The organism is Streptomyces sp. CWNU-52B (assembly GCF_047444975.1).
Taxonomy (GTDB): domain Bacteria; phylum Actinomycetota; class Actinomycetes; order Streptomycetales; family Streptomycetaceae; genus Streptomyces.
Genome location: NZ_JBLFJV010000016.1, coordinates 157,176 through 181,207, shown reverse-complemented (window position 1 = coordinate 181,207; position 24,032 = coordinate 157,176). Strand labels below are relative to the sequence as shown.

18 protein-coding genes and 1 pseudogene are annotated in these 24,032 nt (G+C 71.1%); 9 read left to right on the top strand and 10 right to left on the bottom strand.

Features of this window, described 5'->3' with window-relative positions; all coding sequences use genetic code 11:
- Positions 1–26: 26 nt before the first annotated feature.
- The gene (locus tag ACLVWQ_RS16940) at positions 27–722 is read right to left on the bottom strand and encodes a response regulator transcription factor (RefSeq protein WP_414109582.1); all 696 of its coding nucleotides are present in this window, start codon (positions 720–722) and stop codon (positions 27–29) included.
- Positions 723–925: 203 nt separating this feature from the next.
- Between ACLVWQ_RS16940 and ACLVWQ_RS16935 the strand changes: the two genes are divergently transcribed.
- From ACLVWQ_RS16935 to ACLVWQ_RS16925, 3 genes are all read left to right on the top strand, one after another.
- Positions 926–1,972 carry an amidohydrolase family protein gene (locus tag ACLVWQ_RS16935; protein ID WP_414109580.1) on the top strand — a complete coding sequence of 349 codons (1,047 nt, stop codon included), beginning with the start codon at positions 926–928 and terminating at the stop codon, positions 1,970–1,972.
- A 5-nt stretch (positions 1,973–1,977) separates the two neighbouring features.
- Positions 1,978–2,925 (top strand): amidohydrolase family protein, encoded by a 948-nt coding sequence (locus ACLVWQ_RS16930; RefSeq protein ID WP_414109578.1) that lies wholly within the window; start codon positions 1,978–1,980, stop codon positions 2,923–2,925.
- Between the two features lie 62 nt (positions 2,926–2,987).
- Positions 2,988–4,379 carry an MFS transporter gene (locus ACLVWQ_RS16925; RefSeq protein ID WP_414109577.1) on the top strand — a complete coding sequence of 464 codons (1,392 nt, stop codon included), beginning with the start codon at positions 2,988–2,990 and terminating at the stop codon, positions 4,377–4,379.
- A gap of 123 nt (positions 4,380–4,502) precedes the next feature.
- Here ACLVWQ_RS16925 and ACLVWQ_RS16920 read toward each other — a convergent pair whose 3' ends face one another.
- The 4 genes from ACLVWQ_RS16920 to ACLVWQ_RS16905 form a co-directional block, all read right to left on the bottom strand.
- Entirely contained in the window at positions 4,503–6,455 is a 1,953-nt protein-coding gene (locus tag ACLVWQ_RS16920) for a glycoside hydrolase family 5 protein (RefSeq protein WP_414109576.1), read from the bottom strand.
- Between the two features lie 117 nt (positions 6,456–6,572).
- Complete coding sequence (locus tag ACLVWQ_RS16915) at positions 6,573–6,968, bottom strand: SCO4225 family membrane protein (RefSeq protein WP_414109574.1); 396 nt, start codon at positions 6,966–6,968, stop codon at positions 6,573–6,575.
- A gap of 12 nt (positions 6,969–6,980) precedes the next feature.
- Complete coding sequence (locus tag ACLVWQ_RS16910; RefSeq protein ID WP_414109573.1) at positions 6,981–7,679, bottom strand: response regulator; 699 nt, start codon at positions 7,677–7,679, stop codon at positions 6,981–6,983.
- Positions 7,676–10,039 (bottom strand): histidine kinase, encoded by a 2,364-nt coding sequence (locus tag ACLVWQ_RS16905; protein WP_414109572.1) that lies wholly within the window; start codon positions 10,037–10,039, stop codon positions 7,676–7,678. Before ACLVWQ_RS16905 ends, ACLVWQ_RS16910 begins: the two co-directional genes overlap by 4 nt.
- A 246-nt stretch (positions 10,040–10,285) precedes the next feature.
- Here ACLVWQ_RS16905 and ACLVWQ_RS16900 point away from each other — a divergent pair, with 246 nt between their 5' ends.
- Positions 10,286–10,735, top strand: a complete 450-nt coding sequence (locus ACLVWQ_RS16900) for a DUF5707 domain-containing protein (protein ID WP_414109570.1) — start codon at positions 10,286–10,288, stop codon at positions 10,733–10,735.
- A 17-nt stretch (positions 10,736–10,752) separates the two neighbouring features.
- Here the strand turns inward: ACLVWQ_RS16900 and ACLVWQ_RS16895 are convergent, their stop codons facing one another.
- Complete coding sequence (locus tag ACLVWQ_RS16895) at positions 10,753–11,949, bottom strand: PucR family transcriptional regulator (protein ID WP_414109568.1); 1,197 nt, start codon at positions 11,947–11,949, stop codon at positions 10,753–10,755.
- Positions 11,950–12,366: 417 nt separating this feature from the next.
- Here ACLVWQ_RS16895 and ACLVWQ_RS16890 point away from each other — a divergent pair, with 417 nt between their 5' ends.
- Complete coding sequence (locus ACLVWQ_RS16890) at positions 12,367–13,197, top strand: DUF4394 domain-containing protein (RefSeq protein ID WP_414109566.1); 831 nt, start codon at positions 12,367–12,369, stop codon at positions 13,195–13,197.
- A gap of 87 nt (positions 13,198–13,284) precedes the next feature.
- Here the strand turns inward: ACLVWQ_RS16890 and ACLVWQ_RS16885 are convergent, their stop codons facing one another.
- The 3 genes from ACLVWQ_RS16885 to ACLVWQ_RS16875 form a co-directional block, all read right to left on the bottom strand.
- Positions 13,285–13,965, bottom strand: a complete 681-nt coding sequence (locus tag ACLVWQ_RS16885; protein ID WP_414109564.1) for a response regulator transcription factor — start codon at positions 13,963–13,965, stop codon at positions 13,285–13,287.
- Positions 13,962–15,362, bottom strand: coding sequence for a sensor histidine kinase (locus tag ACLVWQ_RS16880; RefSeq protein ID WP_414109562.1), 1,401 nt, complete (start codon positions 15,360–15,362; stop codon positions 13,962–13,964). Before ACLVWQ_RS16880 ends, ACLVWQ_RS16885 begins: the two co-directional genes overlap by 4 nt.
- A 119-nt stretch (positions 15,363–15,481) precedes the next feature.
- Positions 15,482–17,761 (bottom strand): MMPL family transporter, encoded by a 2,280-nt coding sequence (locus ACLVWQ_RS16875; RefSeq protein WP_414109561.1) that lies wholly within the window; start codon positions 17,759–17,761, stop codon positions 15,482–15,484.
- Positions 17,762–18,222: 461 nt separating this feature from the next.
- Between ACLVWQ_RS16875 and ACLVWQ_RS16870 the strand changes: the two genes are divergently transcribed.
- Positions 18,223–19,548 (top strand): lipase family protein, encoded by a 1,326-nt coding sequence (locus ACLVWQ_RS16870; RefSeq protein ID WP_414109560.1) that lies wholly within the window; start codon positions 18,223–18,225, stop codon positions 19,546–19,548.
- Positions 19,549–19,797: 249 nt separating this feature from the next.
- Here the strand turns inward: ACLVWQ_RS16870 and ACLVWQ_RS16865 are convergent, their stop codons facing one another.
- A complete protein-coding gene (locus ACLVWQ_RS16865; protein WP_414109558.1) occupies positions 19,798–20,406 on the bottom strand; it encodes a hypothetical protein in 609 nt (202 codons plus the stop codon).
- Between the two features lie 871 nt (positions 20,407–21,277).
- Here ACLVWQ_RS16865 and ACLVWQ_RS16860 point away from each other — a divergent pair.
- The 3 genes and pseudogenes from ACLVWQ_RS16860 to ACLVWQ_RS16850 form a co-directional block, all read left to right on the top strand.
- Positions 21,278–21,481, top strand: coding sequence for a cold-shock protein (locus ACLVWQ_RS16860; RefSeq protein WP_107017975.1), 204 nt, complete (start codon positions 21,278–21,280; stop codon positions 21,479–21,481).
- A 382-nt stretch (positions 21,482–21,863) separates the two neighbouring features.
- A complete protein-coding gene (locus tag ACLVWQ_RS16855; protein WP_414109556.1) occupies positions 21,864–23,432 on the top strand; it encodes a DEAD/DEAH box helicase in 1,569 nt (522 codons plus the stop codon).
- 223 nt (positions 23,433–23,655) lie between these two features.
- Positions 23,656–23,958: pseudogene (locus ACLVWQ_RS16850) on the top strand (SCO5918 family protein); the annotation flags it as partial.
- Between the last annotated feature and the right edge of the window lie 74 nt (positions 23,959–24,032).

Below are 24,032 nucleotides of genomic sequence, written 5' to 3'. Positions count from 1 at the left end.
AGCTCTTGGTTCTTGGTGCTTGGTGCTCAGGCCTCGGGCCGTCGGAGGTCTCCGAAGCGGTAGCCGAAGCCGCGGATCGTGGTGAGCAGATCGGGTCGGTCCGGGCGGCGCAGCTTGGCGCGCAGCTGGGTGAGATGGACGTCCAGGGAGCGGGACACCGCGTGGTGGGCGTCGCCCCACACCTCGTCCAGGAGCTGCTCGCGGCTGACCGCCGTACCCACGCGGGCGGCCAGTACGGCGAGGATGTCGAACTCCTTGGTGGTCAGCTCGACCTCCGCCCCGGCGACCGTGACCCGGCGCGCGTCGAGCTCCACCTCGACGTCCGCGGCCCGCACCGTGCGTACCGCGGGCGCGGCGGGCGCGCTCCTCGCGGCGTTACGGCGGGTGACGGCGTCGATGCGGGCGAGCAGCTCGGCGAGGCGCACCGGCTTGACGAGGTAGTCGTCGGCGCCGAGCCGCAGCCCGCGCACCACCGAGCGCTCGTCGCCGCGCGCGGTGAGGACCACCACCGGCAGGTCGCTCACCGCCCGCAGCGCGCGCAGCACGTCCAGACCGTCGGTGTCGGGCAGGCCCAGGTCGAGAAGGAGCAGGTCGGAGCTGCGGTGGTAGGTGAGTACGTCCCTGCCGTACCGGACCCGACGGGTGACGTGGCCGTGGTCGTACAGGGCCTCCACGAGCGCCGCGGCCACGCCGTCGTCGTCCTCGGCCAGCAGTACCTGCACCCTGTCCACCTCCTCCGGCCACTCCGGCCGTACCGGGTCACGTCGGCCACTCTTCGTAGCGAATGTAGACCACACCGGCCTCGCACCCGCCGCAGTGTTAAGGGGACGTTAGTTCTGTGTTCGGTCCTCTCGTGCGGTGGCGCGGGGCGGGGTGAGGCTGCACGGCACCCAGCAGAGCAGCTCGGCTTGCGAAGGACGCCGTAATGATCATCGACTGTCACGGTCACTACACGACCGCCCCACCCGCCCTGGAGGCCTGGCGCAACCGGCAGATCGCCTCCCTCGCCGCTCCTTCCCCGGACGCGCCGGCCGCCCCGGCCGCGCCCGTCCGCGCGGACCTGCGGATCAGCGACGACGAGCTGCGCGAGACCATCGAGCCGAACCAGTTGCGGCTGATGGACGAGCGCGGCATCGACCTCACCGTCTTCTCACCGCGCGCGTCGTTCATGGCCCACCACGTCGGGGACTTCGACACCTCCGCCGCCTGGGCCGCGATCTGCAACGAACTCTGCTTCCGCGTGGCCCGGCTGTACCCGGAGCGCTTCGCGCCCGCCGCGATGCTGCCGCAGTCGCCCGGCGTCGACCCGGCCACCTGCGTGCCCGAACTCACCCGCTGCGTGGAGGAGTACGGCGCCGTCGCGGTGAATCTGAACCCCGACCCCTCCGGCGGCCACTGGACGTCCCCGCCGCTCACGGACCGCTCCTGGTACCCCGTCTACGAGAAGATGGCCGAGTACGACATCCCGGCGATGATCCACGTCAGTACGAGTGTCAACCCGGCCTTCCACACCACCGGCGCGCACTATCTCAACGCCGACACCACGGCGTTCATGCAGCTGGTGCAGGGCGACCTGTTCGCCGACTTCCCCACCCTGCGCTTCGTCATCCCGCACGGCGGCGGCGCGGTCCCCTACCACTGGGGCCGCTTCCGGGGCCTGGCCATGGCGCTCGGCAAGCCTCCGCTGGAGGAACACGTCCTGGGCAACGTCTACTTCGACACCTGCGTGTACCACCAGCCCGGCTCGGACCTCCTGTACGACGTCGTCCCGGCCCGCAACATCCTCTTCGCCTCGGAGATGATCGGCGCGGTCCGTGACATCGACCCGTGCACCGGCCACCACTTCGACGACACCCGCCGGTACGCCGATGCCGCCGGCCTCTCCCCGGACGACCTGGCGGCGGTGCAGGAGCACAACGCCCGCGCGGTGTATCCCCGGCTGGACGCGCTGCTGAAGCGCCAGGGCCGGTGAGCCGCGTGACCGTCCCCGCCTCGGAGACCCCGGCTCCCCTCGCCCCCAAGACCCCCGGCTGGCTCGACTGGTACCGGGGCCCGTCGCGCCCTGAGTTCCGGCTGCCGCCGGGGACCGTCGACACGCACTGCCATGTCTTCGGTCCGCAGGCCGAGTTCCCCTTCGCGCCCGAGCGCAAGTACACGCCCTGCGACGGCGGCAAGGAGGACCTGTTCGCGCTGCGCGACCGGCTCGGTGTCGCCCGTAACGTCATCGTGCAGGCCACCTGCCACGGCGCGGACAACAGCGCCATGGTCGACGCCGTCCGGGCCGCCGACGGCCGGGCGCGCGGTGTCGCGACCGTCCGCCCGGACATCGGCGAGAGCGAGCTGCTCGCCCTCGACGCGGCCGGGGTGCGCGGGGTGCGCTTCAACTTCGTACGGCGGCTGGTCGACACCTCGCCCGCGGACGATCTGCTCACCATCGCCGAGAAGGTCGCCCCGCTGGGCTGGCACGTCGTCCTCTACTTCGAGAGCGTCGACCTGCCCGAACTGGAGGGGTTCTTCGGGTCGTTGCCCGTGCCGCTGGTGGTGGACCACATGGGCCGCCCGGACGTGACCCAGCCGGTGGACGGGCCGCAGTTCTCCCGGTTCCTGCGGTTCGTCGACGCCAACGACGTCTGGGTGAAGGTGAGTTGCCCGGAGCGGCTCACCGTGACGGGGCCCGCCGCGCTGGACGGCGAACGGCACGCCTACACCGACGTCGTCCCCTTCGGCCGGCGCGTCGTGGCGGAGTTCCCCGACCGGGTGCTGTGGGGCAGCGACTGGCCGCACCCCAACCTCACCGACCACATGCCGGACGACGGCCTCCTCGTCGACCACGTGCCGCACGTGGCGGTCACCGCCGAGCAGCGGCACAAGCTCCTGGTCGCCAACCCGATGCGCCTGTACTGGCCGGGCGAGGAACACGCCTGACGTCCGCGGGTCTCGTCCCCAACTCCCCTCAGTTCTCCCCGACTTCGACAAGGGCCGCTCCCATGCAGCAACAACGACAACAAGCCAACGCGCTGAACCGGCTGGACCGGCTGCCGATCTCCCGGTTCCACAAAGTCACCCTGCTCGCCGTCGCCTTCGCGTACTTCTTCGAGTTCGCGGACATCAACAGCTTCGCGACCACCGCGCCGAAACTGATCAAGCTGTGGGGCCTGACGGTCGACCAGGTCGCCTACGTCACCTCGCTCTCGTTCGTCGGCATGTTCATCGGGGCGATCGTCGCCGGGTCCATAGCCGACCGGTGGGGCCGCAAACGGGCGCTGCTGTGGACGACGCTCTTCTTCGGCGTCTCCTCGTTCGCCGCGGTGTTCTCCTGGGACCTGGTCTCGCTCGGTGTGTTCCGGGTCCTGACCTCGGCGGGTCTGTCCGCGATGACCGTCGTGGGCGTCGTCTACGTCAACGAGATGTACCCGTCGGCGACCCGCGGCAAGTACCAGGCGTACGCCATCGCCATCGGCATCTGCGGCACGCCCGTCACCAACCTCATCGCCAGTGTGGTCGTCCCGCTCAACGACTGGTCGTGGCGGCTGGTCTACCTCTGGGGCTCGCTGGGCATCCTGCTCGTCTTCTTCGCCGGCCGGCTCAAGGAGTCGCCGCGCTGGCTGGAGAGCCGCGGGGAGCATGCCGCGGCGGACGCGATCCTGACGGAGATCGAGGCGAGTGTCGCGGCGGAGAAGGGGCCGCTGCCCGAGCCCGCGCCGCCGATCGCCGAGACGCCGTCGGCGAAGGCTCCGCTGCGGCTGCTGCTGCAGAAGAAGTACCTGCTGCCGACGCTGCTCCTGTCCGTGCTGTGGATGACGCAGACCATCGGGTTCTTCGGCTACTCCAGCTGGGCGCCGACCCTGCTCGCGAAGGAGGGCTTCAGCGTCGAGAAGTCCGTCTTCTACGTGGCGCTGACGACGGTCGGCGCGCCGCTCGGCTGCTATCTGGCTTCGCTGGTCACCGACCGGTTCGAGCGCAAGTGGTGTCTGGTGGCCTTCGGTACGGTGATCGCGGTGTGCGGGCTGCTGTACGGGCTCACCTTCAACCCGGTGCTCATCATCGTGTTCGGCTTCCTGGTGAACCTCTTCGAGCGTGGGTACACGGCGTTGGCGTACGCGTATTCGCCGGAGCTGTTCGACACGCGGAGCCGGTCGTTGGGCACGAGTGTGTCCTACGGGCTGGGGCGGTTGTCCAACGCGGCGGGGCCGTTGATCGTGGCGGCGCTGTACACCGGGCACGGGTACCGGAGCGTCTTCTACTTCATCGCCGGTACGTGGCTGCTGGGGGCGGTGACGCTGGCCGCGTTCGGGACGAGGACGCGGTCGGCGCGGCTCGCCGAGGCGGCGGCGGCGAAGGGGAGCGGGGCGGGGGTGGGGGTGGGCACCAAGGTCTGACCCCGGGTGCGGCCCGGCGGGGGCTGATCGCGCAGTTCCCCGCGCCCCCCTTAGGGGCGCGGGGAACTGCGCAATCTTTAGGGGCGCGGGGGACTGCGCGGGGCGTCCGCGATGGGGGGCGGGTCAGGTGAGTTTTCGGCAGTACAGCGCGTCCGGGGTGCGGGACGATCCGATGCGGCCGGTGTACGCGATGCCCGCCGCGTACTCGTCGTCCGCGCACTGCCCCTTGTAGTGGCCGTTCGCGAAGTCGCCGCCCTTGGGCGCCGAACCCCTGTTGTCACCCCGGTCGAACCAGACCGTACGGCCACTCGTGCCGGTGAGCGCGCCGGACGGGGCCGCCGCGCACAGGGCACCCGAGACCGCGGCGCCCCGGACGCTGTAGCCGGAGAGGAACCGCCCGTCGGGGCACTGGAGTTTGGTGTACCCGGAGGCCCAGTCGCCGCCCGCCTTCACGTACCGCTCGTCCTTGACAACCTCGTGCCCGCCGGCCGGGTCCCGCAACGGCCCCGCGACCGCGTCGGAGCACAGGCCCCGGTTGCCCGTGTGGCTCAGGCCCAGCAGCCGCTCCCCGTCGGGGCAGGCCGCCTTGCGCGCCCCGGAGTCCCAGTCGGGCAGCGCCCGCATCCGCCGGGACTGGACGAAGTCACCGTGGTCGGGGCTGAGCATCGACCACTCGGTCACGGGGTCGACATGACCGGTGCGGCCAGCGGCCCCCACCAGCCGGGACCACGCCGCGGCCCGCCAGTCGTCACCGTCGTACACACCCATGCGGCCGCCCGCCGAGTCCCAGTGCAGCAGGGCCCAGCCGTTGCCCCCGCGGTTCTCGTGCCAGCCGACGAGCGGCCAGTACGCGAAGTCGGCGTCGGTCCTGATCAGATGGTCGACGAAGTTCTCGAACCAGGCGCGCGCCTTGGCGTTCGTCTCCTGCCGGCCGCCGACGCCGAACTCGCTGATCCAGACCGGCGCGGTGAAGTGCTGGTCCTGCTCGGCGGTGACGAAGAAGGCCTGGCGGTTCAGCACGTCGATCAGTTCGGCGGGGCTGAAGTCGCGGTAGCGGGGGTCGGTGGTCTCGCCCGTGCCCGTGGCGCCGCTGTGGTTGGGGCCCGTGTAGTCGTAGAAGTGGGCGGAGTACACGAGCTTGCCCGAGTCGACGAGGGTGTGCGAGAGGTTGCGTACGGGCTCCAGGGTGGGGCGCCCGTGGGCGAAGCCGTCGACGGGGATGCCGGTCCAGTTGATGCCCTCGACGACGATCAGGAGATCGGCGTTGGCCTCGGTCAGGATGCGGTCGCCCACCCGCTGGGAGGCGGCGAACCAGTCGTGGTCGTCCCCGAGGCCCCAGTTGGGGTCGTCCCAGATGTTGCGGCGTACCTCGTTGTAGAGGTCGGCGCCGACGACCCGCTTGTTGTCCTTGTAGCGGCGGGCCATCAGGAGCCAGTCGTCCTCCCAGGTCTGGACTGACTGGCTCGCGTTCCAGCGCTCGTTGCCGTCGACCCCGCAGCACCAACGGGTCGTGTTGGTGTGGTTGTTGAGGATGACCGCGAGGCCCGCCGCGGTGAGTTCGCCGACCACCGCGTCGTACACCTGGAGCGGGGTCCTGCCGCGCAGGGCGGGGTTGGCGGCGACGGCGTCGTCGGTGACGGGGCGGTCGTCGTGGACCATCTCGTTGGAGAAGGGCAACCGGATGCTGTTGATCCCGATCTCCTGGAAACCGGCGATGATCTCGGCCACGGGAGCCCGGTCGAGACCCAGCGGTATCCGGCCCGAGTTCTCCCCCGCGTGGTGGTTGGCGTCGTCGTCCGTACTGCCGGAGCCGTTCCAGGTGCCGCTCGCGCCGTGCCAGTTGCCGGACCGCAGCTTGAAACGGTCGCCGTCCGCGTCGACGATCCAGCGGCCCCGGGTGCTCAGCGGCGGCGTCCAGTCCGCCGCGGTCTCGGCGGCCGCCGACGGGAGGTCGCTCACCTGGGCCGTGGCCTGCGCACGGGCCGAGGCGGCGACCGCCGGGACGGGAGCCAGGGGCACCAGGAGGAGTACGGCCGTCAGGGTCACCCTGCCGAAGGAACCGCGCACAGTCACCATCCACCAACCCGAGAACTGAGAAGCAGGGACCACTGACGACGTTGTCATGACAGCGTCATCATGATGGGGGACGGAGCGGTATCGGTCCAGACCTTCGAGCAGACCTTCGGGGGAGATTCAGGACGCCGGGCCCCGCCCGAGGCCGCGGCGCAGCGCGCGCGAGCACCAGCCGATGACCAGGGCGTTGAGCAGCGCCCCGAACACCACGGAGGCGACGAACAGCACGACGCCGCCCGGCAGCATCAGGAACGGTACGAGGCTGGCCGGGGCGGTGGCGAACACCGGGATCACGCCCGCCATGGACTCGTCCGAGCTGTCACCGGCGGTCACCACGATCGCCCACACGAGCAGGGCGGCGCAGACCGCCAGGTAGGAGAGGGCGAAGACGTCACCGAGCAGGTGCCCCAGCCGCCGGCCCAGCCGACGCGGGGAGGACCTGCTGGAACCGGAACCCGAACCCGAACCGGGGTCGGGGTCGGAGGTCGTGCCGGTCATGTCGGTCGTATCGGTCATGGGATGTGCTCCTCAGAGGTTGATGTCGGAGACGGGGGTGCCGGGCGGGTTCGGCCGGGCGAGGCCGAGGTCGTACGCGAGGATCGTGGCCTGTACGCGGTCGCGCAGGCCGAGTTTGCGCAGCAGCGCGTTCACATGGGACTTGACGGTGCCGACAGTGATGCCGAGCTGGCCGGCGATCTCCGCGTTGTTGAGTCCGGACGCGACCAGCGCCAGGACGTTCCGCTGGCTGCCGGTCAGGCCGTCCAGCTCGTTCGGACCGTTCCCGGCCCGCATCCCGGCGCCCGCTCCCGACGCGTAGTGGCCGATGAGCCGGCGCGTCGCGGACGGGGCGAGCACGCTCTCACCGGTGGCGACCACCCGGATGCCCTGGAGCAGTTCGGCGGCGTGCACGTCCTTGAGCAGGAAGCCGGAGGCTCCGGCGCGCAGCGCGTCGAAGATGTACGCGTCGAGGTCGAAGGTGGTCAGCACCAGGACCCGGACCGTCTCCTGGCGTCCGGTGATGATCCGGGTGGCGGCGATGCCGTCGAGCACGGGCATCCGCACGTCCATGACGACCACGTCGGGGACCAGTTCCGCGGCGAGACGTACCGCGGCGGCGCCGTCGGCGGCCTCACCGACCACGGTCATGTCCTCCTCCGCGTCGATCACGGCGGCGAACCCCGCCCGCACGATGCCCTGGTCGTCGACGACCAGCACCTTGAGGCTCATAGCTCCCGCTCCTTCTTCTTGTCGTCCGTCTTGCCGTGCGTCTTGTCGTCTGTCTTGTCGTGCTTGTCGTCCTGCCGCGGCGTCGGCGCGAGGGGCAGTCGGAGGCCGACCGTGCCCGGCCGGCCGGTGTCCAGGGTGCCGCCGAGTACGGCGGCGCGCGCCGCCAGCAGCTCCCGTACGGCGGGGCGGGCGGCGCGCGGAACCCCGGTGGCCGTGAGCGTCAACGTACCGTCGGACGCGTCGAGCTCAAGCAGCGCGGGCTCCTCGCCGCCGGCCGCGAGCACCGTCTCGGCGGCGTGGTAGGCGGCCAGGTCCACCGCGGTGGGCAGCCGCTCGGGCACGCGGTCGGTGAGCCTGATCTCGACGTCGCGGCCGGTGGCCCGGCACTGGTGGGCGAGCAGGTCGAGGGCCTGGAGGGTGGGCTGCGGGCGCAGTTCGGGCCCGGTCCCGCTCTCGCCGTCCCGGACCGTGTCGAGGAGGGCGCGCATGGTGGCCAGGGCCTCGCGGGCGCGTTCGGCGGTCGCGTCGAGCCGGCCGGCCTCCGCCTCGGTGACCATGTCGGCGGTGCGCGCCAGCACGGTGGTCTCCAGCCCGGCGGCGATCCTGCGCCGCTCGGCCCACGCGTCCCGGACGGCCTCTCCGGTCCAGGCGGCGAGACGTTCGTCCTGCGCGCCCCGGGCGTCCTCGGCCCGCCGTCCACGCAGCACCCCGACCCACCGGGCCGTACCGACCACCGCCCCGACCCCGGCGGTCACCCCCAGACCGACCACCCAGCCGGCCTGCCCGGTCCCCCGCTCAAGCACGGCGACGGTACCGGCAACGGCATGCACCACCACGGCCGGCACCACCGGCCAGGCGAGCCCGGCCACGACGCGCCCCTCAGGGGCGCGGGTGCGCCCAGCCACCAACGCCACCCCCGTCGCCACCATGCTCAGCGCCGGAGGCAGCAGCACCGGCCCGGTGTACTCCCCCGCGGTCATCGCCACCGGCCAGAGCAGGGCCAGCCCGAGCAGCGCGCCCAGCGCGGTGCGGGGCGCCCGGCGCAGCCACAGCAGCGCGACCGCCTGGGCCCCGGCCAGCAGCGCGAAGAGCAGGCCCGCGGACACCTGGCCCCCGCTCGACGCGGTCTCGGACCGGACGACCAGGATCGGAAGCAGGGGTTGCAGGACGAGCCCGGCGGCGGCCGTCACCTGCGCCACCCGGTAACTCCGTGGAGCGGACCGATCCGCCGGGCCTGCGGTCCGGCCCGGCAGGACCGCGCGCACCTCCCAGCCCTCCGCCGTCGGACCACTGCTCAGGGTGCCGCCCGCCTCCCGCGCCCGGGACCGCAGGAAGCCCTGGCCGCGTCCCCCGCCCAGGCCCGCACCGTGCGTCGCCGCACCGGCGGGCGGCGCCGCGCTGGTGATCACGACGTCCGTACGCGTGTCGCCGTACCGGCACCGCACCGTCGTACGCGCGCCGGGGGCGTGCCGGGCCACATTGGTCAGGGCCTCGCGAACGATGCCGAAGGCCGCGTCCGCGACCGCCCCCTCCGGCAGGGGGCCGATCTCGGCGTCCACCGGCTGGTCGAGGTGGCGGAACCCGTCGACCAGGCTGCGCAGCCGTTCCTCCGGCGGCGGCTGCTCCTCGCGCGAGGGCGCCGGTGCCCGCACCGCGCCGAGCGCCCGGGTCACCTCGCGGCCGGTGTCGGCCGCGAACCGCAGTGCCTCCTGCGCCAGTTCGGGCCGGCGCTCACGCAGTCCGAGGGCCGCCCCCGCCGTTACCACCACGGCCGTCAGATGGTGAGCGCTGACGTCGTGCAGCTCCCTTTCCATCCGGCGCCGTTCGACCGCGGGCAGCCGGTGGCGCTCGGACTCGGCGCGCTTCAGCCGCTGCTCGGCCGCTCGCCGGGCGTGCCGGTTCCGCCGTACGAGGCGGCCGGCGCCGCACGTGGCGACGTACAGCAGGGCGGTCAGGACGAGGTCGAGTCCGTCGCGGTCGCTGAGCCCGTGCAGGCTGATGCTCTGCAGCAGCTGCCAGGCGGCGAGCGCCACGGTGCACAGCACGGCGGTGAAGGTGTCGCGTTCGGCCGCCACGGTGAACAGGGCCAGCCCGACGCCCGCGGTCCCCAGTACCGCCATGGCCCCGGTGGGCAGCGGCCCGGCACCCAGCGCGCAGGCGACGGCGACCAGCACGAGAGCGGCCACCGGGCGGGTACGGCGCAGCGCGAGCGCGGCCGTCACCGATCCGGCGACCAGGGCCGCCACGAGCAGGGCGGACGCGGCCGGGGTGGTCCCGCGCAGCAGTGCCGTGCCGGGCCAGACCACGGCCTGGGCACAGATCAGCAGGACCGGAAGCAGCCGGTCGTCGGTTCGGTTCATGGGGATTCTCATCGCGGATCCAGGCTATGTCCGCTGGTGAGCGGCCCGACTCCGGCTGGAGAGGGATTCCCGTCTCTTACCTTGGTTGCAGATCTCGCTCTCTCTACCTCTGGTTCAAGACGGCACTCATCCGGCAGCTCGACGACCGCGCCATGCCCCGGGCCCTAGCTTCGAACACATCGAGAAAGCGACCACACACTCGCTTTCCGGCCACTCACTTTCCAGTCGAATTCAAGGGGATGTCCCATGTCCAAGCGCATTGTCGTCTCGTCGCTCATCGGTGTCGCCGTCGTCGGTGGAGTCGCCGCGGGCGGGTTCGCCATGGCCTCCACGCCCGCCGAGCTGACCGTCGAGAACACCTCGGCCCGTTATGCGGCTCCGTCCGGTGAGGACGCGGGTTCGCTGACCTTCACCGCGGACGTGAGCGACGACTCGGGCGTCCGGGGACTCAAGGTCGTCGCCTGGCCCGCGAGCTCGAAGCTCGACCCCACCGAGAAGGAGCTGCGGTCCGTGGACGACGCCGAGTGCCGGAGCACCTCGGACGAGGCGGCCCGCTGCACCTACACGCTGCGGGTCACGAAGAAGGAGGCCGCCGAGCTGGAGCAGGGCACCTGGCGGGTCTCGGCACTGGCCACGGCCAAGGACGGCGACACGGTGTTCGTGCCCCGCGCCGCCGACTTCGAGGTCACCCGCTGACCGGCGTGTCCCGTCTCTCAGCGCCACGCTCCCGACAGGCTCCGGGTGACGACCGCGCTGAGGATGCGTACACCGCGTGCGGAACCCGGGTCGATGCCCGCCAGCTCCCGCACCCGGCGCAGCCGGTAGTCCAGGGTGCGCGGATGGACGTTGAGGGCCAGCGCCGTGGAGCCGCGGTTCAGGTCGTGGCGGTAGTACGCGTCGAGCGTACGGAGCAGATCCGGTCCCGGGGCCAGGCACAGGGCCACCGTCCGGAGCCAGTCGTCGACGAACGGCACGTCCGCGACGGTGAGTTCGACGAACACGTCCGCCAAGGTGTGCGGCCGCAGCCGTCCGGAGGTACGCCGCAGGGGTGCCGCCGCCGCGATCCGCCGGGCCCGGTCGAGGGCGCCGGCGAGTTCGGACAGCGCGGCGGCACCGGTGGTGCCCACGGCGCAGAGGCGGCCCAGAGCCCTGGTGAGGTCGGGCAAGAGATCGGGGACGGCGGACGGTTCCGCACCCCCGGCGCCACCGGGAACCAGGACGATCAGCTCACCGCCCCTGCCACCGCGCTCCGGCCACCAGGTGACCGGCACCTGATGGGTCCTCACCAGTGACTCGATGCCGCTCTCCAGGACGTGGTCACCGGCAGGGCAGTCGGGCACCCGGACCACCGTCACCGCGTAGTACTCGGCCAGTTCCAGGCCCGTGACCGGTGCGAGCTCCGCCGCTATCGGGTCCTCGGCCAGCAACGAGCGGGCCAGCAGGCCGACTTGGTCGACGTACGGGAGACGGCGGCCCATCGCCGCGACGAAGCCCTGGCGGTAGGCGCCGATGCCGCGCTCGCCCTGGGGGGCGAACCAGCCCATGATCCGCATGATTTCCTCGACGTCGCCGCCGCGCTGGGCCTCGGTCGCCTCGTCGATCTCGCGCAGCATGAGCCCGGTGTGGACGCGCAGCACGCGCTGCCGCGAATCCAGTGACATTCCCGCGCCGGCCCGCGCCTCGCCCATGGAGGCGATGTACGCGAGGTCGTCGTCGGTCAACCTGCCGTTGTCCGGCGCCAGTTCGACGGTGCGGTGCCTGAACCACACCGCGTACTCCAGCGTTTCGGCCCTGGCCCGGGAGTTCACGTCCAGCGATCCGAGTTCCGGGATCTGCCGTACGTATGTCTCGACCTCGCGGCGTGCGTTGGCCGACGCCCGCCGGGCCAGCTCGGCGAAGAGGCTCCCCATGGGCGCGAGCATGTCAGCCCGGCCGAAGGCTCCGACAGACGAAAACCGGACGGGGACCTATCACTCCGGGTGAATCGGTGAAGGACATGTCGACGGCGTATTTGTCACCGTGCGCAAACTTCCGTGATCCGGGCCTTCTTGTGCCTCCATCGGCTTGTGGGGCCCCGGCGCTCTCGGCTTAATGGAGACCGCGCAGCCGCCCTCCTGGAGTGGACAGGCTGTCGCTCGTTCCCGGAAACCGCTTCGGACCCGCCCCACGAAGAGACCCGAAGCGTCGGGCCGGCCATCTCATCGTCGCGCGACGGGCGTCCTCGACGCCCTGTTCCGCTGTGCTCACCGACAACCGGAATTCTTTCGAACGGGAGGAAGACATTGAGATCAGGATTCAGGAAGAGAATCGCGGCGGCGGCAGCAGTCGTGTCCGCGGCGACCGCGCTCACGGTGAGCGCGCCCGGCACCAGCTCCGCCGCCCCCGCCGCCACTCCCAGCCTGCGGGCCTTCGGGATCACCGGTGACGGCACCCTGATGGCCACGTTCACCACCGACAGGCCGCAGGTGCTGGACTGGGTCAGGCTCGTCACCGGACTCTCCGGCGACACCAAGCTGCTCGCGATCGACTTCCGGGTGCAGAACGGCCTCATGTACGGCCTGGGCGACAAGGGCGGCCTCTACACGATCAAGACGCCGACGGGCACCGGCGACGTGATCGTCACCAAGGTCTCCCAGCTCCAGATCGCGCTCTACGGCACGGTCTTCGACATCGACTTCAACCCGGCGGCCGACCGGCTGCGGGTGATCAGCAACAACGGCCAGAACCTGCGCCACAACCTGAACGACCACACCACGGTCGCGGACACCATGCTCAACTACCCGCCGTCCAGCACGGCGACCCTGGGCGTGACCGCCGCCGGCTACACGAACAACGACCTGGTCGGATCCACCGGAACGACCCTGTTCGACGTCGACACGCTCAACGACCAGGTCGTCATCCAGTCGCCCCCGAACGAGGGCAACCTCGTCCCGACCGGCCTCCTCGGCTTCGACACGGGCATCGACGCGGGCCTGGACATCTACAGCACCCTGAGCAACGGCAAGACGGTCTCGAACGACGCCTTCGCCTCGCTCACCCCGTACGGCGCCTCCACGCCGTCGCTGTACGGCGTCAACGTCCTCACCGGTGAGCCGACGGCCATCGGCCAGTTCCCCCTGAACATCACGGACCTGGCCATCTCCCTCACCGGGAGCTGAGCACCGCGCGGCAGCTCACGGACTCGCCGCGGTCCGTACGCCCCGGCCGACTCGGGCCCCGGGCCGCGGCGAGCCCGGAGCATGCCCTCACGAACCGGGCGGCCCCGCCTGCACCAGGCCCGTCTGGTAGGCGATCACGACCAGCTGGGCGCGGTCCCGGGCGCCCAGTTTCGTCATGGCGCGGTGGATGTGCGTACGCACGGTCAGCGGGCTCACCGTGAGGTCCTCGGCGATCTCCAGGTTGGACTTGCCCTCCGCCGCCAGGGCCATCACCTCGCGTTCGCGCACCGTGAGTTCGGCCAGGCGTTCCGGGGGTGCCAGGTGACTTCCCGGCGCGGGGGACGTGAGGAAGCGTGTGATGAGGGTGCGGGTGGCGCCGGGTGACAGCAGGGCGTCGCCCGAGGCCACGGTTCTCAGGCCGTCCAGCAGGGTGTCCGCCGTGACGTCCTTGCCCAGAAAGCCGCTGGCACCCGCGCGCAGCGCCTGCGCCACGTAGTCCTCGGTCTCGAAGGTGGTCAGGATGAGGACGCGGGTGGCGGACAGCTCCGGGTCGGCGCAGATGGCGGTGGTCGCGGCGAGGCCGTCCACACCCGGCATACGGATGTCCATGAGGACGATGTCGGGGTGGTGGGCGCGGGTCAGGTCCAGCGCCTCCCCGCCGTCGGAGGCCTCCCCGACCACCGTCATGTCGTCGCAGGAGTCGATCAGGATCCGGAAGGTGGCCCGCAGCAGGGCCTGGTCGTCGGCGAGCAGCACCCTGGTGCTCATGGCGTTTCTCCTTCTGCCGGGTCCGAGTGGTTCGGGGGGTGGTTCGGGGGGTGGGGGAAGTCGGAAGGGTCCCTGGAGACGGGGGAGTCAGGTGATCCGGGGGAGCCGGGTGAGGCGGGTGAGCCGGGGGACTTGGGAGAGTCGGCGGAGAACGGTTGGAGGGGCAGTGCCGTGGCGACCTCGAAGCCGCCTTCCGGGCGGGGGCCGGCCCGCAGTTCCCCGCCCATGGACTGGGCACGTTCGCGCATGCCCATGACTCCGAAGCCCTGCTCCTGCGCCTGCCCCTGTACCTGGCCCCGGCCCTGCTCGACGGCGGAGGCGCCCGCGGCGGCGCCCGCCGCGGGGCCGTCGTTGGTGACCGTGATCAGCAGCCGCGAGCTGACGTAGGCGAGCCGCACATGCGCGGTCTCCGCCGCCGCGTGCTTGGCCACGTTGGTCAGCGCCTCCTGCACGATCCGGAACGCCGTCAGGTCCACCCCGGGCGAGAGCGGCCGCGGTTCCCCCTCCGTGGTCACCACGACCGCGACGCCCGCGGACGCGCACGCCGCCACCAGGTCGGGCAGGCGGTCGAGACCGGGGGACGGCTCCAGCGACGAGGCACCGGGACCGTCGCTCTGGCGCATCAGCCCCAGCGTCGCCTTCAGCTCGCGCAGCGCGGCCGACGTGGTCCCGGTCATGTCGGTGAGGATCTTCTTCGTCTGCCGCGGGTCGGTGAGCGCGAGATGGGCCGCGGTGCCGGCCTGGGCGTTCGCCAGGGCCAGGTGATGGGCGACGACGTCGTGCAGCTCGCGGGCGATGCGCATGCGCTCCTCGGCGACACGCAGCCGCGCCTCCTCCTCCCGGGTGCGCTCGGCGTGCTCGGCGCGGGCCTGCACCGCCTTCAGATAGGCGCGCCGCAGCCGGGTCATGTTGCCGGCGACGATCGGCAGCAGCAGCCAGAAGACGGGCCCGATCGTTCTGAGCAGCAGCGGGAACGTGTCCATCGCACCGGACACCCCCGTGCCGGCCGTCAGCGCCGCCATGACGGTGAACCCGTAGACGCGCGTGGTCTTCCGGTCGCTGAGGACGGCCAGCCAGTAGAGCGCCGCCATGACGGGGGCCAGCAGCAGGGGGGTGACCAGGTACCCCAGCTTGATCGCGATCACCGTACAGACCGCGATCACGACGACGGTGGTGCGCGGCCACTTGCGGTACTGCAGCAGGGCCAGGCAGGACACGCCCATCAGGACGGTCCCCGCATCGTGGTGGTCCGGTGGTTCGTAGCCGGGCAGGGTGAGCAGGCTGCCGAGGGTCGCGGCGCCCATCAGCGCCCCGGCCAGCGCCACGTCGATGACGCGGGGGTGGCGGTCCGCGTACTGCTCGAAGCGGTCGGTGTAGCGCTCCAGGCTGCTGGACATCGGGCTCTCCGGGGGGTGGGCTGTGTCCATCGTGGACGCTTCCGGGTGCGAACGGCCGACGGGGCCGCCCGTGTCCTTCGACACGGGCGGCCCCTGAGGGGGGAGGGAGGAAAGCCTTCTCAGGTGCGCGCGACCTCCAGTTCGGCCGTCTCGGACGGCGCCGGGTCCGCCTCGGGCCGTCGGCTGAGCGCCTCGCCCTCCACGTCGACGCGGGGCAGCAGCCGGTCCAGCCAGCCCGGCAGCCACCAGGCCTTGTGGCCGAGCAGGGCGAGGACGGCGGGCACGATCGCCATCCGGACGACGAAGGCGTCGAAGAGGACGGCGGTGGCCAGCCCGAAGCCGATCATCTTGATCATGGCCTCGCTCTCGCTGATGAACCCGGCGAAGACCGCGATCATGATCAGCGCGGCGGCCACGACCACCCGGGCGCTGTGCCGGAACCCGCTGGTGACCGCCTCGTGCGGCGACTCCCCGTGGACGTACGCCTCACGCATCCGGGAGACCAGGAAGACCTCGTAGTCCATGGCCAGGCCGAAGACGATGCCCACCAGGAAGATCGGCATCAGGCTCATCACCGGGCCGGTCTGCTCCAGGCCCAGGAGGTCGGCGCCGTGGCCCTGCTGGAAGACCAGGACGACCATGCCGAGGGAGGCCAGCAGCGACAGGAGGAAGCCGAGGGCCGCCTTCAGCGGGACGAGCAGGGAGCGGAAGACCACCATCAGGAGCACGATCGCCAGTCCGACCACGATGATCAGATACGGCACCAGCGCGCTCTGGACCTTGTCCGAGACGTCGATGTTCATCGCGGTGGTGCCGGTGACCTCGAAGGTGGCGCCGGTCTCCGTCTCGACCCCGGACCGCTCGCCCCTGATGGTCTCCACCAGGTTCTTGGTCTTCTCGTCGGTCGGCGCGGTGGAGGGCACGACCGAGAAGACCGCGGTGTCACCTGCCTCGTTGAACCGGGCCGGGGTCACGGACACGACGCCCTTGGTGGCGCCTATCTCCTTGGAGATCGTGTCCACGGCGCCCTTCGCGTCGGAGTCGCCCTGGGCGTCCACGACGACGGTCAGCGGACCGTTGAAACCGGGGCCGAAGCCCTCGGCGAGCGCGTCGTAGGCCCGGCGTTCCGTGGTGGCGGTCGACTTCGCCTCGTCACCGGGCATGCCCAGCTGAAGGCCCGTCACCGGCACCGCGAGGGCACCGAGGCCCACCACGCCGAGGAGGAGTACGGGTACGGGGCGGCGCAGTACGAAGCGCGCCCAGCGGGTGCCGGCGTTGTCCTTCTCGCTCCTGCGGCCGCCGGTCCTGTCGTCGTGGGTGTTCTCGCTGCTCCCGGTGGTCTGGCTGCTTTTGGCGCCCTTGCCCGCCCGGACGCCCTTGCGGGCCCGCCGGGTCAGTACGGCGTTCGGCCAGAAGCCGAGGAGCGCCGGGACGAGTGTCAGCGCGATGAGTACGGCCACGACGACCGCGCCCGCCGCGGCGAAGCCCATCTTGGTGAGCATCGGGATGCCGACCACCGCGAGTCCGGCGAGGGCGATGACGACGGTGAGTCCCGCGAAGACGACCGCGCTGCCAGCGGTGCCCGCCGCGAGCCCGGCCGCCTCGTCGGGCGTACGGCCCTTGGCGCGCTCCTCGCGGTAGCGCGAGACCACGAACAGGGCGTAGTCGATGCCGACCGCGAGCCCCAGCATCATCGCCAGGGTGCCCGTGGTCGCGGAGAGGCCGAAGGTGCTGGCCAGGGTGAGGATCGTGGCCATGCTCACGCCGACGCCGATGACGGCGGTCAGCAGGGGCAGCCCGGCCGCGGTGAGGGAGCCGAAGGTGACCAGCAGGACGACGGCGGCGATCGCGATGCCGACCAGTTCGGCGACGCCGCCCGGACCGCCCTCGGTCTCCATCGCGGTTCCGCCGGCCTCGACGGTCAGCCCGGAGTCCTGGGCCTCTTCGAGGACCGTATCCAGCTGGCTCCTGCTCGCGTCGGTGAGGTCCGTGGCCTCCACCTTGTAGGTGACGGTCGCGTACGCCGTCGTGCCGTCCTTGCTGACCGCCTTCGACGTGAAGGGGTCGGCGGCACTGGCGACCTGCGAGCCGTCGGACAGCTCGGAGACCGCCTTCTCGACGGCCTCCCTGTTGTCGGCGGCGGTGACCTTCTCACCGCCCGGCGCGACGAAGACGACCCGGGCGGTCGCGCCGTCGGCGGACGCCCCCGGGAAGCGCTGTTCCATCAGGTCGAACGCCTTCTGGGACTCGATGCCCGGCATGGAGAACTCGTCGTCCGCGCCCGCCGGGGCCTTCAGCGCGCCCAGACCGACCGCGGCCAGGACGGCCGCCCACACCAGGGCGACGTACCAGCGACGCCGGAAGGCCAGACGGCCCAATCGATAGAGGAAAGTAGCCACGGCTGAGGGTCTCCACATCTGGTGCCGAATGTCCCTCAAGGCTGTCGGGTGGAGACCCGCTCTGTCGTCGTGCGGCTGCCGACACATTTCGGTACTCGGTACGCAGTAGAAACAGGGGGCCGGGTCCCTCTCGGGGACGACGGACCCGGGCCGCGTGTCAACCTCTGGTCTGCCCTCGCCCCTGACGCCGCCCCTGACTCGGGCCCTGGGGCCGGCTTCGGGTCCGCCTCGGGTCCGTCGGTCGACGGTCCGCTATTAGACAGTCGGTCAAGTTACCGAACCGTAACCTGACGACTGCTACCGCGAGTAACTTACTCACAGGTAAGTTCCAGGCGAACCACTTCACAGCGCATCACTACACCAACGGCACGGGATCGCAGGCCCGTGGGACGCGTCCGCCGCTCCGTGCCGACCGCCACACCTGTGCACCTCTCTGCCGGCCGCTCCACAGGAGGTTTGCCATGCCCGTACGCAGAAAGATCCTGGCCGCGGCGGTCACCGCCGTCGCCTGCCTCGGCGCCCAGGCACTCACGGCCACCGCCGCCACGGCGTCGGACGAGGTCGTGTCCCGGGGCGTCACCATTCCCGCGTTCTACAACCCGCCGAGTACGCTGCCCGCCGCCGACGGGTCGCTCGTCCGCAGCGAGCCGCTGCCGCTGGCCCTGAGCCTGCCCAGCCTCCACGGGCCGCTGCCCGGCACCGCGACCCGGCTGATGTACAAGTCCACCGACTCGAACGGCAAGCCGGTCGCCGTCACCGGGGCGTACATCGAGCCGACGGCCGGCTGGAAGGGCGACGGACCGCGGCCGCTGGTCGCGGTGGCACCGGGCACCCTGGGCCAGGGCGACCAGTGCGCCGCGTCCATGGGCCTCGAACACCCGCTGTCGTTCAACGGCGAGACGGTGTCCGTCGGGTACGAGGACATCGCGATCTACCGGCTCCTCGCCAAGGGCACCGCCGTGGTCGTCACCGACTACGCGGGACTTGGCGCGACCGACCGGCTGCACACCTATGTCGACCGGGTCGACGAAGGGCACGCGGTCCTGGACGCCGTCCGCGCGGCCCGCGCGCTCGGCGGGGCCTCGGTCACCGCAAGCTCCCCGGTCGGGCTGTTCGGCTACAGCCAGGGCGGCGGAGCGACGGCCTCGGCCGCCGAGCTCCAGTCCTCGTACGCCCCCGACGTCACCCTCGCCGGAACGTACGCGGGCGCGCCGCCGGCGGACCTGACCGCGGTCAACAAGGCCATCGACGGAAGCGAGTTGGCGGGTGCGCTGGGCTGGTCGCTCAACGGCTTCCTCCAGTCCGACCCCGCCCTGAAGCCGATCGCCGAGGCGCATCTGAACGCGGCCGGAAAGGCGGCCCTCACCGATCTGTCGACCATGTGCATCGGTGACGCCCTCTTCGGCTACGGCTACTCCAAGAGCACCAAGTGGACGAACGACGGCCGCTCCCTCGGTGACATCATCGCCGCCACACCGGAACTCAAGACGTTCCTGGACGGCCAGCGCATCGGCAAGCTGAAGCCGTCGGGGCCCGTGCGGCTGGCGACGGGCGTGAGCGACAACCTGGTCCCGCACGGGCAGGCGCGAACCCTCGCCGTCGACTGGTGCGGGAAGGGGGCCGACGTCACGTACAAGCCGGTCGTCCTGCCGAACGTCGGCAGCGCGCTGCTCAACCACGCGGCCCCGCTGCTGACCGACCAGGGATCGGCCATCGACTGGCTGACGGACCGTCTGGCGGGCAAGCCGGCCACGTCCAACTGCGCGAGCATGCCGATCCAGCCCTGACCGCCTCGCACGCACGGCCCCGAGCCACGGTTCGCTGTGACTCGGGGCCGTGCTTCGTGCGACTGCTTTCCCGTGGGTCGGGGCCGTGCCGGTACGTCGGGCCCGTCGCCTTCCGGGTGTACGGCCGCAGGACGGGAGGAGTTCAACTTCTTCGCAGGAGCCCTACGCGACGGGCCGCGACGCACCGGCACGGCCCGCTCCCCCCGTATCGCAGGCGCGCCCGCGGAGGACGGTGGCCTGCGGCTGTCCTCAGATGGTCGGGGTGTCGTCGACAACCGGCTTGTGGATCTCGACGACCGGCTTCCATCCCGCGGAGAACTCGATGAAGTCCGCGCGGGTGGGGTAGGTGTCGATCGCTCGACGGTCACGCTTGGGGGTGTCGCCGCCCTTGCGTCCCCGGGGAACCTGCTCCTCGAAGATGTCGACCTTCAGGTCGGGGACCTCTTTGAGGCCCTGGCGCCAGATCTGCACGATGTCGGCGCCGAACGCCTGCCGGGCCGCGGCGTAAAGGGCCGTGAGGGCCCCCTTGTCCCCACCGGGGACGAACAGTGCCACGTCCAGCACGACACCGGCGGACTGGAGGACCTCGATGGTCACCGAGCCCTTTTCGTCGGCCACGTAGATTCCGGCTTCGTTCTCGTCGTCAGGAAGGCAGGAAATCTCTTCCTGGAATACGGTTCTCGCCGTGACCGAACCGCCCTCGAAATCCTCACCGGACTTCGTCAGAAAAGCAGAGACATAGCAGTCGGGAATCTTGAGTTCCGCTGTGTCGGCGGAAACGAAGAGCCTGTCCTTCACGCCGAGCTTCGTCACCTCTTCCAGCGAGAGGCGGCGAGCGGCGATCTTCTCCGTGTTCACGATTTCCCTTTCAGGTTGCACTGCCCCTTCGGACAAATACGCTACCACGAAACCATAAGGTCAACTGCCCAGTAATGCCTGGGTAAATGGCCTCCGACGACTCCGCTGACCTGCACGGGAGGACACCCGACGAGTGCAACTCGGCCGGGAACACGCATGCGGCAGATAGTGTCCCTCGTGATGGCGTTGGGGATCAACTGGCGGTTGCATTTCGGTGCGTTGGGTAGCGTGGAGGACCTAAGAGAGAGTTTATGGTGGATATCACCCATATCTCCTCCGGGACTTCGGGGGAGCGCAGAGCCCGACTCGCGGACCGGCAGACCTCGCGGTCGGCGGTCGAACGGGAAGTCGCTGCGGGGTGCGGACCGCGCGACCGGTCACGGCCGCCGGGGAGATCCGCCGGCCGAAGGTGCGCACGGTCACAAAGGTGCGCACGGTCACAACAGTCCGTCGCCGGCACCCGCGCCCGGCCGTCCAGGACTCGTACGCCGCTCCGGACCGGGAAGATCGGCCCCAGGACCGCCCACGCGGGCACCGGCCTCACCGGCGAGCGGGCCGGCCCGGCAGAAACCATGTGCCCCGGGCTCGTCAATATCTGTGCCCGCCACGTGAGGATTGGGCTTGACGTGCGATGAATATTACTTACTCGGCGGGTCGGGCGGAATCATTCACCACGCACCGCCGATGTCAGCGTGCTAGTCTCGATCTCAGTTGCATGTTGTGGTTCCCGAAAATCTTGACAGGTGTTCCCGCCGGTTCATTCGGTGGGGATCCTTTATGGCTCCGGTTTTATTTCCGGTGGGGTGATCATCACGGCGACACGGAGCGCACACAGTGTGCGCCCCGACGCACCGCCCCGAAGGAGATAAACATGGCTTCCGGTACCGTGAAGTGGTTCAACGCTGAAAAGGGCTTCGGCTTCATCGAGCAGGACGGCGGCGGCGCCGACGTCTTCGCTCACTACTCGAACATTGCGGCCCAGGGCTTCCGTGAGCTGAACGAGGGCCAGAAGGTCACGTTCGACATCGCGCAGGGCCAGAAGGGCCCGACGGCCGAGAACATCGTTCCCGCCTAGTCGGTACGCACTTCGCAGCTGGGGCCCGCACCTTGGGGTGCGGGCCCCAGCTCGCTGCATTTCAGGGGATTCGCGACCCGCTTCTCGCCACACTTGTCGGGGTCCTCCGTCCGCCCTCCGGATGAACATCCTTCGGAGCCTTCCCACACGGACCGATGGACCGACCGACCCGTACACCTCGCACACCTCGTACTCCCCGTACCTTCCGTACGAGGAATACGCGCGACGCGTTCCGGCGAGACCGACCCCGCGACCATTCCCCGCCGATTCGATTTACCAACCGATCGGCTCCTCAATTTCTTCGGCTCGTTCTTGCAATTCTCTGCGCTGTCTGTCTTCCGCGGGAATTCCTTGATACGCGCCATGTCAAGGAAGGTTCCACGTGAACCGCACGCGCACGAACGACCGCTACTCCCGTACCCGCACCGGTAGTCCGAACGCCGGACGCGGTGGCGGCAGCGGCAACGGCGGCTACGGCGGCGGCAACGGCCGCTCCGGTGGCCCGCGCCGTTCCGACAACAGCTACGGACGCCGACAGAGCGGCCCCCAGGGCGAGTTCGCCCTGCCGAAGACCGTCACCCCGGCCCTGCCCGCCGTCGAGGCGTTCGCCGAACTGGAGATGCCGGAGCAGCTGCTGGCCGCGCTCAGCCACGAGGGCGTGACCGTACCGTTCCCGATCCAGGCCGCGACCCTGCCGAACTCCCTCGCGGGCCGTGACGTACTCGGCCGCGGCCGCACGGGATCCGGCAAGACCCTCGCCTTCGGCCTCGCGCTGCTCGCCCGTACGGCGGGCCTGCGCGCCGAGCCGAGGCAGCCGCTGGCCCTCGTCCTCGTACCCACCCGCGAGCTGGCCCAGCAGGTCACCGACGCGCTCACGCCGTACGCCCGCTCCCTGCGGCTGCGGCTGACCACCGTCGTCGGCGGCATGTCCATCGGCAAGCAGGCCGGTGCGCTGCGCGCCGGCGCCGAGGTCGTCGTCGCGACACCCGGCCGGCTCAAGGACCTCATCGACCGTGGTGACTGCCGCCTGAACCAGGTCGCCATCACCGTCCTCGACGAGGCCGACCAGATGACCGACATGGGCTTCATGCCGCAGGTCACCGAACTGCTCGACCTGGTACGCCCCGGCGGCCAGCGGATGCTGTTCTCGGCCACCCTCGACCGCAACGTCGATCTGCTGGTCCGCCGCTACCTGACCGACCCGGTCGTCCACTCCGTCGACCCGTCGGCCGGCGCGGTGACCACCATGGAGCACCACGTCCTGCACGTGCACGGCGCGGACAAGCAGCGCACGACCACCGAGATCGCGGCCCGCGAAGGCCGCGTCCTCATGTTCCTGGACACCAAGCACGCGGTGGACCGCCTCACCGAGCACCTGCTGAACAGCGGTGTACGGGCCGCGGCCCTGCACGGCGGCAAGTCCCAGCCGCAGCGCACCCGGACCCTGTCCCGCTTCAAGTCCGGGCATGTGACGGTGCTGGTGGCGACCAACGTCGCGGCCCGCGGGATCCACGTCGACAACCTCGACCTGGTCGTGAACGTCGACCCGCCCACCGACCACAAGGACTACCTGCACCGCGGCGGCCGTACGGCCCGCGCCGGTGAGTCCGGCCGGGTCGTCACGCTGGTCACCCCCAACCAGCGCCGCGAGATGAGCCGCCTGATGGCGACCGCCGGCATCACCCCGGAGACCACCCAGGTCCGCTCGGGCGAGGCGGAGCTGAACCGCATCACCGGCGCCCAGGCCCCCTCGGGCATCCCGGTCACCATCACCACGCCCGCCTCGGAACGCCCCCGGCGCGGCTCCTCCTCCGCACCCTCCGCGGCGTCCCGCGGCCGGCGCGGGCGTGGCAGCCGGACCCGGTCCGCCACCGGCTCCGGTTCGGGTTCCGGCGGAGACGTGACCCGACGTACGGCCCCGCGCTCGTCCGGCTTCGACGCTGCCGCCTAGGACTGGCGGGCCCGGTGCGGCCGTCGGCTCCGACCGGGGCCGGCCGGCCGTATCGGGTCCGGTCGCGTCGGGTCCGCTCGCGTCAGGCCCGCCGCACCGTTCGCCGTCCCCGGCTAGTACGGTCCGGACTGAGAGTTCTCTCCCTGTCCGGCCGACCTTCCCCACTCCCCCGAGTCGGCCCGGCCCGGCTCCCCTTCTCCCCTCTCTGTGACTGTGAGGCATCATGCGCTGTGTCATCGCCCGGTTCCCGTTCGACCTCACCAAGGGCGGGGTGCTGGACTCGATGAAGGGCGTCAAGCCCGAGGCCATCACGGGTGAGTCCGTGCTCATCGGTCGTCGGCACTACCCCGTCAAGCAGGTCGGCGAGGTCATCACCCGGCAGGACCGCCGCGACTTCACCGGCGGAGAGGTCACCCGGGCCATGACCCGGCTCGGTTTCACCTGCCGCAGCAACCAGGAGCCCGCGCCCGCCCCGCCGCGCGTCCTCACCCCGCTGCAGAGCGCGTCGGCGATGCTCGGCGACCCCGAGCCGGAGCCCGTGGCCGCGCCCGTGGCCGCGCCCGTGGCCGAGGCCGTGCCGGCCCCCGTACCCGCGCCGGC